This window comes from Vibrio sp. HA2012 (assembly GCF_002812955.1).
Lineage (GTDB): Bacteria > Pseudomonadota > Gammaproteobacteria > Enterobacterales > Vibrionaceae > Vibrio.
In genome coordinates, this window is record NZ_PFXK01000007.1 from 60,290 (window position 1) to 74,724 (window position 14,435).

Below are 14,435 nucleotides of genomic sequence, written 5' to 3' on the forward strand. Positions count from 1 at the left end.
ACCATGCCTGTCTATAGTTTCCATTCCCAGTTGGCACTATTTTTGACTTTTCCCGACAAGATCAGAAAACACTCATGCTAAACGTCTTATTTGCGATCACGGAAGAAAAATACCTGTAACAAGATCACGCACATACACTAACAGACTGACATATAACGCATTTATCAGACTTTCTTCACAGAAGGAGTAGCAAGACGATGGCATTTGCTTCTTAAATAGCGGGTAACACACTCGTTGAGGAATCCTTAGATGCCGATACCCGTCCCGAATTTACTTTGTCTCACGGATACTGCCGGTTATGTACCGGCACTCAGCCAATATTACTCCGGCCAGATCCACTATATGGAGCATATCGACAGCATACCGTCATACCTTTCTCCGGAGAATAAAACACTACTGCTACTGGACTTTGCCACTGCCAGTCAGTATGCCCGGCAACTTGAGCCGGTCTATATGCATTATCCCAGATGCCAGTCCGTCATCATTAAGGCTCCGGAACAGGTACCCACCTCTCAGTTACTGAATCTGGGCAGATTAAAAGCCCTGTTCTACGAGGATGAGTCTTTACAGACGCTCTATGCCGGTATCGCTCAGGCCGGACAGGGACAATTCTGTCTGCCGGAACCGATAGCCATCCAGTTGCTGAGTTACTATCAGTCCGTCATTATCCGTCACGGAAAGCCCCATCTGCATAACCTGAGCCCGAGAGAAACGGACGTGCTGCGCCTGTTGAAAAGCGGGGCTTCCAACAGTTATCTTGCTGATGAGCTGTTTATCAGTGAGTTCACGATAAAGTCCCATCTGTATAAAATTTTTAAAAAGCTCGGGATAAAAAACCGGGCTCAGGCTATCGAATGGGCACACAAGTTCTTACCTTAAAAACAGAAAGTAGCTACACTACGGAGTTATCTCCGCCGGAATGGTTGACGTTATTTTGTCATACTGCCATGATACCGTCACTTTATGCATCCGTGCATTCCGGGACAAAAAATAAACAACAAAGGTAATAACTATGATTAAAAAATGCCTCTTTCCTGCGGCTGGCTATGGTACTCGCTTCCTTCCTGCAACCAAGTCCATGCCGAAGGAGATGATGCCGGTGGTTAACAAACCACTGATCGAATACGGTGTGGAAGAAGCGATTGAAGCCGGTCTGGACAGCATGTGTCTGGTTACCGGACGAGGCAAAAACACCCTGATTGACCACTTCGACAAAAACTACGAACTGGAACATCAGATCAACGGCACCAACAAAGAAGAGCTGTTAGTTGATATCCGCCGCCTGATGGACACCGCTTCATTCACCTATATTCGTCAGCGTGAAATGAAAGGTCTGGGACATGCAATTCTGACCGGACGTGAACTGGTGGGTGACAATCCTTTTGCCGTCGTACTGGCCGATGACTTGTGTGTCAATGAAGACGGTGCCGGTGTGTTGTCACAAATGGTGGCACTATACAAACAGTTCCGTTGTTCTATCGTTGCCGTTCAGGAAGTGCCAAAGGAAGAAATCCACAAGTATGGTGTAATCTCCGGCGAGATGATTAAAGACGATATCTTCCGCGTCGATGATATGGTGGAAAAACCAGAACCGGGAACAGAACCAAGCAATCTGGCGATTATCGGCCGTTATATCCTGACTCCGGATATCTTTGAACTGATCGAAAAAACGGAACCGGGCAAAGGCGGTGAAATTCAGATCACGGATGCGCTGCTGAAGCAGGCAAAATCCGGTTGTGTACTGGCCTATAAGTTTAAAGGTAAGCGTTTCGACTGCGGTAGCGTCGACGGTTATATCGAAGCAACCAATTACTGCTATGAAAACATCTACCTGAAAGATCAACAAAAAACTGAACTGGGTAAGCATTCTACGCATAAATCTGCTTCCTGATCCGGTTTCTCCGGGCGTCTGCACAGACACCCTGAGTCAGTACCTTAAAGCGGATCTGCATTCCTGCGCAAAGCGTGGGAATGTGCCGCTTCAGGACATCATCTCTGCCGAAAAACCCATAAGCCTGTTTTTATATACAGTATTCTCTTTGCACATTTTTAACTCTATGTAATACTTGCCCCGAATGATACTTAAAAGTACAGAAAGTAAGGTGAGTGCTCATCATGGATAATATCGAAGTGCGGGGAGCCCGCACCCACAACCTCAAAAATATCAGTCTGACCATTCCGCGCGATAAATTGATTGTCATTACCGGGTTGTCCGGCTCGGGCAAATCTTCTCTGGCCTTTGATACTTTATATGCTGAGGGGCAGCGCCGCTATGTCGAATCGCTTTCTGCTTATGCCCGCCAGTTTCTGTCACTGATGGAAAAACCGGATGTAGACCATATTGAAGGCCTCTCCCCGGCCATCTCTATCGAACAGAAGTCAACATCCCACAACCCCCGCTCAACCGTAGGCACGATTACCGAAGTTTACGATTACCTGCGCCTGTTGTATGCCCGAGTAGGCGAGCCCCGCTGCCCGACCCACAAGGTACCTCTGACAGCCCAGACCATCAGCCAGATGGTCGACAAGGTGCTGGAACTGCCTCAGGGGTCGCGCATGATGATGCTGGCTCCAATTGTGAAAGAGCGTAAAGGTGAACACGTCAAGACACTGGAAAATCTGGCGGCGCAAGGCTTTATCCGTGCACGTATCGATGGAGAAACCTGCGATCTGACCGATCCACCGACACTGGAACTGCACAAAAAACACACCATCGAGGTCGTGGTGGATCGCTTCAAAGTGCGCAATGATCTGCAACAGCGCCTGGCAGAATCCTTTGAAACGGCACTGGAACTGTCCGGTGGTATTGTGGCTGTCGGCTGGATGGATGACAGTGATAAGGAAGACATCATCTTCTCGGCTAATTTTGCCTGCCCTCACTGCGGATACAGTATGCAGGAACTGGAACCCCGGCTGTTTTCATTCAATAATCCGGCGGGAGCCTGCCCGACCTGCGATGGTCTGGGGGTACAGCAGTATTTTGACCCGGAACGGGTCATTGTAGATGAAAACCTGAGTATTGCCGAAGGTGCAATCAAAGGCTGGGATCAGAAAAACTACTACTATTTCCAGATGCTCTCGTCACTGGCGGAACATTACGATTTCGACCTGTTCGTCCCGTATAAATCCCTGTCGAAAAGAATACGGGACATTATTCTGCACGGCTCGGGACGCAGTGAAATCGAATTCCGCTATATCAATGACCGGGGCGATACCCGGGTTAAACGCCATCCGTTTGAAGGGATTCTGAACACTCTGGAACGACGATACCGGGATACGGACTCTAACTCGGTACGTGAAGATCTGGCCAAATATATCTCTACCAAAACCTGTGCTTCCTGCGACGGAACCCGCCTGCGAACCGAAGCACGCAACGTATTTGTGCAGGATACCCCTTTACCGGATATCGTAGAAATGAGCATCAGTGATGCCATGGCATTTTTCCACAACCTGCAACTGACCGGGCAAAAAGCACAGATAGCCGATAAGGTCATGAAAGAAATCAATGACCGGCTGAAGTTTCTGGTCAACGTCGGTCTGAATTATCTGAATCTCTCACGCAGTGCCGAAACCCTTTCCGGAGGTGAAGCTCAGCGTATCCGGCTTGCCAGCCAGATCGGTGCTGGCCTGGTCGGTGTCATGTATGTACTGGATGAACCTTCCATCGGTCTGCATCAGCGGGACAATGAGCGCCTGCTGCAGACCCTGACGCATCTGCGTGATTTGGGTAACACGGTACTGGTTGTCGAACATGATGAAGATGCGATCCGCATGGCTGACCATGTCATTGATATCGGTCCGGGAGCCGGTGTGCATGGCGGCAGAGTCATTGCTGAAGGTACGGTGGATGAGATCATCGCGACACCGGAGTCGCTGACCGGGCAATATCTGAGCGGTAAACAGGCTATCGTGATTCCGCAGCAACGTACACCAAGGGATCCGGAGAAAACCGTCGAACTGATCGGTGCCAGCGGCAACAACCTGAAAGAGGTCACACTTTCACTTCCTGTCGGTTTGTTCACCTGTGTAACCGGGGTATCTGGTTCAGGAAAATCGACGCTGATCAATGACACCTTCTACAAGATAGCACAGACAAGACTGAACGGAGCCACTTCAGCAGAACCGGCACCGTATAAAGCCATCAAAGGGCTGGAACACTTCGATAAGGTTATCGATATCGACCAGAGCCCGATAGGCAGAACACCGCGCTCCAATCCGGCAACCTATACGGGGATCTTTACACCGATCCGGGAACTGTTTGCGGGCACACAGGAATCCCGTTCCAGAGGTTACAAGCCGGGGCGCTTCAGTTTTAACGTCCGTGGCGGACGCTGTGAAGCCTGTCAGGGGGATGGGGTTATCAAGGTAGAGATGCACTTCCTGCCGGATGTGTATGTACCCTGTGACGCCTGTAAAGGCAAACGCTATAACCGTGAGACGCTGGAAGTCCGCTACAAGGGCAAGACCATTGATGAAGTACTGGAGATGACGGTAGAAGATGCCCGGACATTTTTTGATCCGGTTCCGGTGATCGCCCGTAAGCTGCAAACACTGATGGATGTCGGCCTCTCCTATATCCGTCTCGGACAAGCAGCAACCACACTTTCCGGTGGTGAAGCACAGCGGGTAAAACTGGCCCGGGAGCTGTCCAAACGGGATACCGGCAAAACCCTGTATATTCTGGATGAACCGACTACGGGTCTGCACTTCCATGATATTCAGCAACTGCTGAGCGTGCTGCACCGTCTGCGGGATCACGGCAATACCGTTGTGGTCATCGAACATAATCTGGATGTCATCAAAACGGCTGACTGGATTGTTGACCTTGGCCCGGAAGGAGGCAATGGCGGCGGTGACATTATTGCACAGGGTACTCCGGAACAAGTCGCACAGATTCCGGGGTCACATACCGCCAGATTCCTTAAGCCTATGTTAGAATAATAAAAACGGCGGTAAAGGATAAGACGACACTATGGCAATCATTCATTTTAGCGGTACGCAACTGGAACCAATCAAAGCCAGTGCACCGCTGAACCGAAAATTTATGTTTGCTTTTGGCTTTATCTTTATTATCGCCATGCACTTTTTTATGCCCAATCCGGGAGGAACGGGCATTGACGTTCCGTTTAATGCAGCCAGTTGGATCGGGCTCAGTCTGGCTCTGGCTATCGGTCTGTTTCAGACCGCCAACAATCAGAAACTGCGCTTTTCCAGGCTGACCATCGGTCTGTTTCTCTGTGTCCTTATCATCTCTCTTCCAATACTGTATGCCAATGCCGCATCGTTTGCAGCGCTGCCGAGACTCAGCGGATTATGGAGCGGATTTCTGCTGTTTCTGCTGCTGCAGCAGTTTCAGTTGAGCAACAAATACAAACAGCAGTTACTGTGGATGATCGTACTCGCTACGCTGATTGAGTCCGTATTGGGTTATATCCAGTTTCTGCTGTTACCGGCAGACAATCATTTTGCTTATGATGTGAGCATCAACCGCCCGTACGGTATTTTCCAGCAACCGGATGTCATGGCCAGCTTTCTGGCAACCGGCATGCTGCTGTCCGGTTACCTGCTTGCCCGTCAGCAACGTAAATACGGCCGTAAAGTCACTCATGTTTCCCTGCTCTATCTGGTGCCTTCTCTGACGTTGCCGTTGATTGTCGTGCTGGCATCCCGTACCGGCTGGATTGGTGCGGTTCTGGGTGTACTGACCATACTGCCTTACCTGCTGCGTTTTTCCACCCGAAAACGTCTGCTGGGCTGGGGTATTTCTGTTTTGGTTGGTATCAGTGCCGGACTGATACTGGGTTCCACCTCAGAACAGACGACAAAGATGATCACAGAGCAGGCCGGACTACAGAGCGAACGCCTGCAAACCCTTCCTCAGACGCTGGATATGTTGATAGAGCGGCCATTTACCGGTTATGGATACGGCCGTTTTGAGGCAGCCTACATGCTGTACACGGCCCGGCAGCATCAGTTGAATCCTGCCTACCCGTCAGGCATGCAGGCAATGGAGCATCCGCATAATGAACTGCTGTTCTGGGGGGTGGAAGGCGGTCTGATACCTGTGCTGGGGATCATGCTGACTGCCGGTCTGGTGCTGCTCAAGATCTATTCCGCACGCAAAGGAACCCGGTTGGCCATGCTCGGGCTTTTTATTCCTCTGGTTCTGCATACCCAGCTGGCATCCCCCTTTTATCACTCCGTGATGCACTGGGTCATATTTATTGTGCTGCTGTTCTGGGTTGATCAGCGCACGGCTACCTATTATTTCCAGCCGTTCAGCCGTGTTGCCCGGGTGGTGCTGAAACTGACGGCGGTGCTGCTGCCGCTCTGTATCTCGGCTTATATGCTCACTGCACTGCATACAAACTATGTGCTGACCCGCTTCGAGCAGTCCGGTGCTCATCCGGCACAGCTGTCCGGTGTATCGAATCCTTTTGCCTGGAAAGAACGCTATGAGCGGGATACGCTACGTGCGGATCTGCTACTGGGGTTGCAAGACCATAACCCGGCGTTGATCCAACCTTACATTGACTGGTCACAAGACATTATCCGTGAGAAACCCAGAGCAGAGCTGTACGCAGACCTGATCCTTGCCTATCTGGGGATGGGAGAGCAGAGCAAAGCCCGCCAAGTGGAAACAGAAGCCCGGCTGTTATTTCCTGAGTTTACGTATTCGCAAGAAAAAGAGCCCGTGTCAGAGAAAAACAATCCGGCGGAAAAAACAGAGCGGTGAGCAGATGAAGCTGAGGCCAGACAACATGCCTGACCTCAGGCCGGTCAGATTCAGGCTTTCAGAGCCCTCTCTCCCCGGGCAATACCCACGACGCCGCTGCGGGCAACCTCAATCACATCGGTCAGATCAGAGATTGCCGTCAGGAATGCATCCAGCTTATCGCTTTCGCCAGTTAGCTGAATGGTGTACTGAGACAGTGTGGTATCGACGATCTGGCCGCGGAAGATATCAGCCATGCGCTTTACTTCGGCACGATCAGAACCGGTGGCTTTAACCTTCACCAGCATCAGTTCCCGCTCTATATGCGCCGACTCCGTAACCTCCTGCACTTTCAGCACATCCACCAGCTTATGCAGCTGTTTCTCGATCTGCTCCAGTACCATGGCGTCGGTCGCTGTCGTGATATTCAGACGCGACAGGGTTTCATCATCTGTCGGAGATACCGTCAGTGATTCAATGTTATATCCACGCTGGGAAAACAGACCAACCACGCGTGACAGAGAACCCGGCTGGTTTTCTAGCAATAGTGAAATAATATGTCTCATCTTAGGTTCTCTCCGTTTTGCTTAGCCACATTTTGTCCATCCCTTCACCTTTGATCTGCATCGGATACACGTGTTCCGTTTCATCGACATGGATATCGACAAACACCAGCTTGTTCTTCATCGACAACGCTTTTTGCAGCCCGGATTCCAGCTCATCCGGCGAAGAGATACGCATACCGACATGACCATACGCCTCAGCAATAGCGGCAAAGTCCGGCACGGAGTCCATATAAGAGTGAGAATGGCGTCCCTGATAGATAATATCCTGCCACTGTTTTACCATGCCAAGGAAGTGGTTGTTCAGGTTAATAATTTTAACCGGAATATCATATTGTAGTGCTGTCGACAGCTCCTGAATATTCATCTGGATGCTGCCGTCACCGGTCACGATAACCACTTCTTCTTCCGGCATCGCAAATTTTACGCCCATACCGGCAGGAAGACCGAAGCCCATCGTGCCGAGACCTCCGGAGTTGATCCAGCGGCGCGGCTTATCAAACGGATAATACAGTGCCGCAAACATCTGGTGCTGGCCGACATCAGAAGCCACATACGCATCACCGTTAGTCAGTTTATGCAGTGTTTCGATGACCTGCTGCGGCTTAATGCGTTCCCCCGCCTTGGTGTCATAACTCAGGCAGTTACGCTCACGCCATGCGCTGATGTCATTCCACCATTCCGCCATGGCTTCCAGATCATTCGTACCGCTCTGCTCTTCCAACAGCTTCAGCATTGCATCCAGCACCACATCTGCAGAACCGACAATCGGCAGATCCGCATGGACGGTTTTGGAAATAGAAGATGGGTCGATGTCGATGTGCATCACCTGCGCATTCGGGCAGTATTTTTCTAAATTATTGGTCGTCCGGTCATCAAAACGGACTCCGATACCAAAAATCAGATCCGCATTGTGCATCGCCATATTGGCTTCATACACGCCATGCATCCCCAGCATACCGAGGAAATTGTGATGTGAACCGGGAAAAGCCCCCAGCCCCATCAGAGAACTGACAACCGGAAGATTAAGGGCTTCCGCCAGTTTAAGCACCTGTTGGTCACAGCCGGAAATCACCGCGCCGCCACCAACGTACAGCACCGGCTTTTTCGCTGCCAGCAGGTTTTTCAGCGCTTTTTTAATCTGACCTTTATGCCCGGTTGTCGTCGGGTTATAAGAGCGCATCTTGATCGATTCGGGATACTGATACGGGTATGTTTTGGTCGGGTCCAGCATATCTTTCGGCAGATCAACAACCACAGGGCCGGGGCGACCGGTCGATGCAAGGTAGAAGGCTTTCTTCAGAATCGTCGGAATGTCTTCGGTACGGGTGACCAGAAAACTGTGTTTTACTACAGGACGGGAGATACCGACCATATCACATTCCTGAAAAGCGTCATTACCAATAAGGGTACCCGGAACCTGTCCGGACAAGACCACCATTGGTACAGAATCCATATATGCGGTCGCAATACCGGTTATCGCATTGGTTGCGCCGGGACCGGAAGTCACCAGTACCACGCCGGTTTTACCGGTTGCACGGGCATAACCGTCAGCCATATGCACAGCAGCCTGTTCATGACGAACCAGTACGTGTTCGATATCGCTTTTTTCATGCAGGGCATCGTAGATGTCCAGAACGGAACCACCAGGGTAACCAAAGATATGATCAACACCCTGATCAATCAGTGAGCGGACAACCATATCCGCGCCGGATAACATTTCCATCTTGTCTCCTTAATACCCGGATACGCTCGCGCCATGAATTAACGCAGCGGCGGGTATTGTCACGTTAGGGCTTATTCGTAGCCTAAAAGCCAGCCCGGATGCCGGTACATCGGGGGAAAACAGGGCTGACACGTAATAACAAACGTATGGCATACCCATACATCTGCAACGACTACTTTTAAACGTATCGGAAAGTAAATCAAGAGGGGAAAAACAAAAGCACAGCATATGCTGTGCTTATGTTTTTTAACCAGTATGAATGACTATAAAACAGACAATTATTAGTGTTTTTCCTCATACATACTTTCAATCTCGTCCTGATAACGATCATGGATGACTTTGCGCCGCAGCTTCAGGGTCGGTGTCAGCTCGCCCTGATCCATAGAAAAAGCTCTGGGTAACAGGGTAAACTTCTTCACCTGCTCAAATTTGGCCAGTTCCTGCTGCAGTTCAGCCACACGCTTTTCAAACATCTCCACCACCTGACTGTGCCGGATAAGATCCAGATGGTCATGGTATTTGATATTCAGCTCTTTAGCGTATTCTTCCAATGCTTCAAAGCTGGGCACGATCAACGCCGATACAAATTTACGGGTATCGGCAATCACGGCTATCTGCTCAATAAAGTGATCCTTACCAATCGCACCTTCTACCACCTGAGGGGCAATATATTTACCGCAGGAGGTTTTCATCAACTCTTTGATCCGGTCTGTGATATACAGATTACCGTGCTCATCAAACTCACCGGCATCGCCGGTTTTCAGGAATCCGTGCTCATCAAAGGCCTGCTCCGTTTCCTGTGGCATCTTATAGTATCCGCGCATAACCATAGGCCCGCGTACCAGAATTTCTCTGTTGTTACCCACTTTGACTTCAGCTCCCGGCATTGTGGTGCCGATAGAGTCCGGAGCAAAACAGTGATCATCCCAGCAGGAAATCGTTGCCGTGGTCTCAGTCATACCATAGCCGAGCTTGACATTCACACCAAGCGCATGGAAAAAACGTCCGATCGTGGCATCCAGCTTGGCACCACCACACGGCATCAGCTTAATGTTTCCGCCCAGCAGGGAACGCAGCTTAGCCAGTACCAGCTTATCCGCCAGTTGATAACTTCTGCTCAGGATAAACGAGGGCTTGCGCCCCGCCTGCCTGCAGGCAGCCACTCTGGCCCCCATATTGACCGCCCAGGTAAAAATCATTTTCTTATGCAGAGGCGCTTTGGCGACCCGTTCATGGATAGCAGAGAAGATTTTTTCATAGAAACGCGGTACCGCACACATCACGGTCGGACGCACATCACTCAGAGCCTCTCTCACCTGTCGCGTATCCTGCAGATAACAGTTTACGGCTCCGCGATGGAGAATATAGAAGCTCCACGCCCTCTCAAAGACATGAGAAAGAGGCAGAAAACAGAGAGAGACATCCTGCTCTGTCAGGCTCAGACGTTGATCGTGTCCCTGCATCTGGGCGCCAAGATTGCGGTAATCCAGCATGACGCCTTTTGGCTGACCTGTCGTACCGGAGGTGTAGATCAGCGTAAACAGATCATCGAGGTTGATCTGTGCCAGACGTGCACCCAGCTCAGCCCGGTGAGAGTCAGAACCCCGAGCGATAAATGTTTCCCAGTGTATTCCCGCCGGATGTCCCCTGAGATCAATATCATCGGACAGCGCAACGATGCATTCCAGCAGTTCACACTGGTTAAAGATACTGATTGCCGCGTCATACTGCGCCTGTTCACCGGTAAACAGGATCCGGACATCGGCATTACGGATAATATAAGCCGACTGTTCAGCCGTGTTTGTGGAGTAGATCGGCACCGTCACGCAGCGGATCTGCAATGCCGCGATATCAGCGATAGTCCAGCGCGGCATATTCTGGGAAAAGATGCCGATTTTATCCTGTATTTTCAGTCCCTGAGCCAACAGAGCCAGCGATAAATTATCCAGCTGGCGACCAAATTGCATCCAGCTGATATCTTTCCATTTATCTGCTGTTTTATAGCGTAACGCTGCACGTTCGCCACCTTTTGCAACCTGATCTCTAATTCTTTTAACAATATGAAAATCTAAATTGGCCATTCTGTTAACCTTTGGCTTACACCTGTAAGCTGATTGGGCATCCAAGTGTACAGTCGGTTTTAAAAAAGGCAATAATGATTGTGAGGGTAAGCAGAGAGAATTGTAAAAAACACTGCCGGATCACTTTGGATAAATGGCTAGGTATGGTCACGCGACCTCAGAGACAGAAAAGCACCGATCAGTTGATAAACTGACCGGTGCCGGAAAAATAATGACCAATGATTCGACGCGGGCAGGATCAGTGTCGTGTACAGACTTCCATCAGCAGTTCCCGCATCCAGATATGACCTTTATCTCTTTCACCGGACTCATGCCAGCTCAGGTAAACCTTGATGGTATTTTCAGGCAGCGGAAAATCCAGTACCTTTAATTCCGGTAAGTTGGACATGGTTTCAATCATAGAACGGGGAGCCAGTGTGATCAGATCGGACTGTTCCGTTACGTATAAAATATTTCCCAGACTGCTGCCTTTGTAAGCAATATTACTGTGAACATTGCGGTAAGCCTGATCAAAAAAGCTGTGTTCCCCTTTCTGTTCAGACAGAACGGCATGCCGTTCCAGCTCAAGTTCTTCTGCCGTGATCGTATCGCCAATCCGCGGGTGTTTGGCTGATGCGACCACCACCAGCTCATCTTCGAATAATTCGATGCTGGCAAATCCGGTATCCGTCATATTGGTATAGCTGACAGAGAAATCCAGCTCGCGATAATGCAGTTTTCTCTTGATGTCTGTTGCGGACTCAACATCCATAGTAATCTGAATGTGCGGTGCTCTTTCTGCAACCCGTCTCAGGATTTCCGGGGCGAAACGGGCATCACACGGATTACAGATCGCAAGGCTGAACTGGCGGTCAGATGCTTCAGGGACAAAAACCTGCCCCGGTAGTTCATTGCGGATAAGTTGTAATGCCTGATGAATCGTAGCGTATAACTGATATGCACGAGGGGTCGGCTGAATGCCCCGGCCATGACGCATAAAGAGTTCATCATCAAACATCCCTTTCAGCCGGGAAACGGCATTGCTCACAGCCGGTTGCGACATCCCCAGATGCAGAGCTGCACGAGTAATATTTTGCTCCTGCATGACGGCATCAAAGACCGTCAGCAGATTTAAATCAACGCCACGTAATGTCGATTCCATACGATTCTCTTCTTCACGCTTAGCTGCTACGGCTTTATCCAGCATAGGTGGCCTCACTTTGTGTCAGTTACTGTTTACCTCACTGCCAGTGGTGACCCGGTTATGTTTACTGGTAGTGTCAGCATATATGTAGTGTCAGAATATGTTCTGAATTCAAGAACATGCCTGAAATGCACTATCCACCAATGCATCAGCCCGCACCAATAAGTTTGACAAATAATTAGAATATTTTACAAATTGGCAAATAAATATTTTATTTTTCAATTCGATAGGAAAAATATAAAAAAATATAAATTGATCGTACCTATAGAACAAGGTCTAATTCATTAACAGAATTTATCAAATCGCGCAGAAAATAGTGAAATCCTCCCGAAAAGGAGGACCAATGATATTAGTCATGAATGGATGCATAACTGGGAAAATCGACTTTTTCCCATAGTGACTCCCAAAGCGGTTGCGTGGTACTGGGATCCCACTGGCCGTTGAGTACCCACTCAACAAGATGACTGGCGACATCAGGATAATTGATGCTTTCGGCTTGTTTTTCGTCCAGCCAGGTACGTACAGCGGTCGGATCAAGATGTTCCATCGACTGAGCCAGTCCCAGATATTCCAGTGTGGCCACATTGCTTTCTTGTTCAAACTGTCCGGCCAGCGGCTTCAGAAGCAGCTTTTTTCCCAGAGCCAGAGATTCCGAAGGCAGTTCAAAACCACCATTGGCAATCACGCCCTGGCACAAGTGCAGATCACGCTGAAAATCACTATGTGACAACGGCTCCAGACGAATATTTTCCACAATTTCCGTTTTTATAATATTCGGGTGATAACAGACAAACTGATGGCTGGAAAAGCGCAGCAACAGATCCGTAATATCCTGCATACTTTCAAACGGCAGATAAACAAGATGAAAACCCAGTTTTCCCGGCATACTATCCACATAACGGGTATGTACGATAGGCGGAAGAATAGGCTGATTAAAATGATACCAGTGCAGACCCAGATAAATATCAGCCGGAGCAAAGTGATGGATAAGACGGTTATCAATCCAGCCGTCACCTTTTTTCGGCACCTGATAACGAAAGGCATTCTGATGACTGATGCCGATACAGGGAACCTTCTGTAGTTTTGCCGCCCATGCCGTCACAGGTTCAAAGTCGTTGATCACCAGATCGTAGCCGGAGAGATCCAGTTGCTTAATCTCTTTATACAGATGAATCAGACTGTTATCTCTGATGGTTTTCCAGTAATTCACTCGGCCTTGTTCAGTGATAAAGGTCAGCCCCCGGCAGACAGAAAAGTCACCGAAGGCTTCCATAGAAAAGAATTTGGATTTTTCCCGGCCAGAGAAAATAAAATCGACATCGGCATTACGTTGTTTCAGCGCTAAAGCCATCGCACGGGCGCGGGCAGTATGACCATTCCCAGTCCCCTGAACTCCATACAGTATCTTCAAATGTTATGCTCCCAGCAGAGAAATTGCCGCTGTCGCGGCTCCGGTTCCTAACAAGGCACCGATCACGACATCCGTCAGAAAATGTACACCTAACAGAATACGGGCAGCGCCAATCAAACTTGCCCAGATAAGAGAACCGGTATAAGCATCCGGATAAAAATGACCGATAAGCGTTGCCATAATAAAAGCAGCTGCCGTATGGCCGGATGGCAGACTGTACCGGTCAGAAGGGGTAATAAAAGAAATCAGCTGTCCGGAAAACTCTTCCGGACGGCGGCGGCGAAAACTGTTTTTTGCCACCCAGTAAATCGGTAGCTCAATCGCAAACGCCGTCAGACCTGCGGCGAAGAATAATCTGCCGGCAACACCATCTATCCACCATGCCAGCAAGCCAAAAACGATATACAGGTGACCATCACCAGTATGGGATACAGCTTTAGCTATATTGGCTACCTGAACGTTAAACTTATGCTGCAGGCAGAACAGGGAAAACGCGAGATCAAATCGTGCAATAGGCTCAATACGCATCATCGGCTCCTTACCATCATCTGTGGGTAAACTTCCAGACTTACTGTCTATAACTTAGCCAGCGCAAATGACAGCAAGGTGACGCTTATTTGGATTATTGATGACAGTTAAGGAGAGATCTTGATGTGTCTGCGTGAAGAGTAAAACGGTATCGAACACAGACCTCCGGAGCTCCGCCGTGTCTTCCCTGACGCGACGAAGCGGCTTATCGATACGGCCTTACTCTGT

General features: G+C 49.5%; 10 protein-coding genes. 4 read left to right on the plus strand and 6 right to left on the minus strand.

Going from position 1 to position 14,435, the window contains the following annotated elements; all coding sequences use genetic code 11:
* Nucleotides 1-249: 249 nt before the first annotated feature.
* The 4 genes from CSW98_RS13350 to CSW98_RS13365 all read left to right on the plus strand — a co-directional run bounded on the left by CSW98_RS13350 (nucleotide 250) and on the right by CSW98_RS13365 (nucleotide 6,736).
* Nucleotides 250-879, plus strand: coding sequence for a helix-turn-helix transcriptional regulator (locus CSW98_RS13350; protein ID WP_100800974.1), 630 nt, complete (start codon nucleotides 250-252; stop codon nucleotides 877-879).
* Nucleotides 880-1,012: 133 nt separating this feature from the next.
* Entirely contained in the window at nucleotides 1,013-1,891 is an 879-nt protein-coding gene (gene galU, locus CSW98_RS13355; protein WP_100800975.1) for a UTP--glucose-1-phosphate uridylyltransferase GalU, read from the plus strand.
* A gap of 224 nt (nucleotides 1,892-2,115) precedes the next feature.
* Nucleotides 2,116-4,941, plus strand: coding sequence for an excinuclease ABC subunit UvrA (uvrA, locus tag CSW98_RS13360; protein ID WP_100800976.1), 2,826 nt, complete (start codon nucleotides 2,116-2,118; stop codon nucleotides 4,939-4,941).
* A gap of 31 nt (nucleotides 4,942-4,972) precedes the next feature.
* Nucleotides 4,973-6,736: a PglL family O-oligosaccharyltransferase gene (locus CSW98_RS13365; protein WP_100800977.1), complete on the plus strand. Its 1,764-nt coding sequence runs from the start codon at nucleotides 4,973-4,975 to the stop codon at nucleotides 6,734-6,736.
* Between the two features lie 50 nt (nucleotides 6,737-6,786).
* Here the strand turns inward: CSW98_RS13365 and ilvN are convergent, their stop codons facing one another.
* The 6 genes from ilvN to CSW98_RS13395 all read right to left on the minus strand — a co-directional run bounded on the left by ilvN (nucleotide 6,787) and on the right by CSW98_RS13395 (nucleotide 14,210).
* Entirely contained in the window at nucleotides 6,787-7,281 is a 495-nt protein-coding gene (gene ilvN / locus CSW98_RS13370) for an acetolactate synthase small subunit (RefSeq protein ID WP_100800978.1), read from the minus strand.
* Between the two features lies 1 nt (nucleotide 7,282).
* Nucleotides 7,283-9,004, minus strand: a complete 1,722-nt coding sequence (locus CSW98_RS13375; RefSeq protein WP_100800979.1) for an acetolactate synthase 3 large subunit — start codon at nucleotides 9,002-9,004, stop codon at nucleotides 7,283-7,285.
* A 281-nt stretch (nucleotides 9,005-9,285) separates the two neighbouring features.
* Complete coding sequence (locus CSW98_RS13380) at nucleotides 9,286-11,085, minus strand: AMP-dependent synthetase/ligase (protein WP_100800980.1); 1,800 nt, start codon at nucleotides 11,083-11,085, stop codon at nucleotides 9,286-9,288.
* Nucleotides 11,086-11,323: 238 nt separating this feature from the next.
* Nucleotides 11,324-12,271: a transcriptional regulator LeuO gene (gene leuO / locus CSW98_RS13385; protein WP_100800981.1), complete on the minus strand. Its 948-nt coding sequence runs from the start codon at nucleotides 12,269-12,271 to the stop codon at nucleotides 11,324-11,326.
* Between the two features lie 346 nt (nucleotides 12,272-12,617).
* A complete protein-coding gene (locus CSW98_RS13390) occupies nucleotides 12,618-13,679 on the minus strand; it encodes an MJ1255/VC2487 family glycosyltransferase (protein WP_100800982.1) in 1,062 nt (353 codons plus the stop codon).
* Between the two features lie 3 nt (nucleotides 13,680-13,682).
* Complete coding sequence (locus CSW98_RS13395; RefSeq protein ID WP_100800983.1) at nucleotides 13,683-14,210, minus strand: phosphatase PAP2 family protein; 528 nt, start codon at nucleotides 14,208-14,210, stop codon at nucleotides 13,683-13,685.
* Nucleotides 14,211-14,435: the final 225 nt, after the last annotated feature.

Excerpts from the sequence above, each read along its gene's own strand:
- leuO (WP_100800981.1), bottom strand. The coding sequence starts at position 12,271 with ATGCTGGATAAAGCCGTAGCAGCTAAGCGTGAAGAAGAGAATCGTATG.
- ilvN (WP_100800978.1), bottom strand. The coding sequence starts at position 7,281 with ATGAGACATATTATTTCACTATTGCTAGAAAACCAGCCGGGTTCTCTG.
- CSW98_RS13380 (WP_100800980.1), bottom strand. The coding sequence starts at position 11,085 with ATGGCCAATTTAGATTTTCATATTGTTAAAAGAATTAGAGATCAGGTT.
- galU (WP_100800975.1), top strand. The coding sequence starts at position 1,013 with ATGATTAAAAAATGCCTCTTTCCTGCGGCTGGCTATGGTACTCGCTTC.
- CSW98_RS13395 (WP_100800983.1), bottom strand. The coding sequence starts at position 14,210 with ATGATGCGTATTGAGCCTATTGCACGATTTGATCTCGCGTTTTCCCTG.
- uvrA (WP_100800976.1), top strand. The coding sequence starts at position 2,116 with ATGGATAATATCGAAGTGCGGGGAGCCCGCACCCACAACCTCAAAAAT.
- CSW98_RS13365 (WP_100800977.1), top strand. The coding sequence starts at position 4,973 with ATGGCAATCATTCATTTTAGCGGTACGCAACTGGAACCAATCAAAGCC.
- CSW98_RS13375 (WP_100800979.1), bottom strand. The coding sequence starts at position 9,004 with ATGGAAATGTTATCCGGCGCGGATATGGTTGTCCGCTCACTGATTGAT.
- CSW98_RS13350 (WP_100800974.1), top strand. The coding sequence starts at position 250 with ATGCCGATACCCGTCCCGAATTTACTTTGTCTCACGGATACTGCCGGT.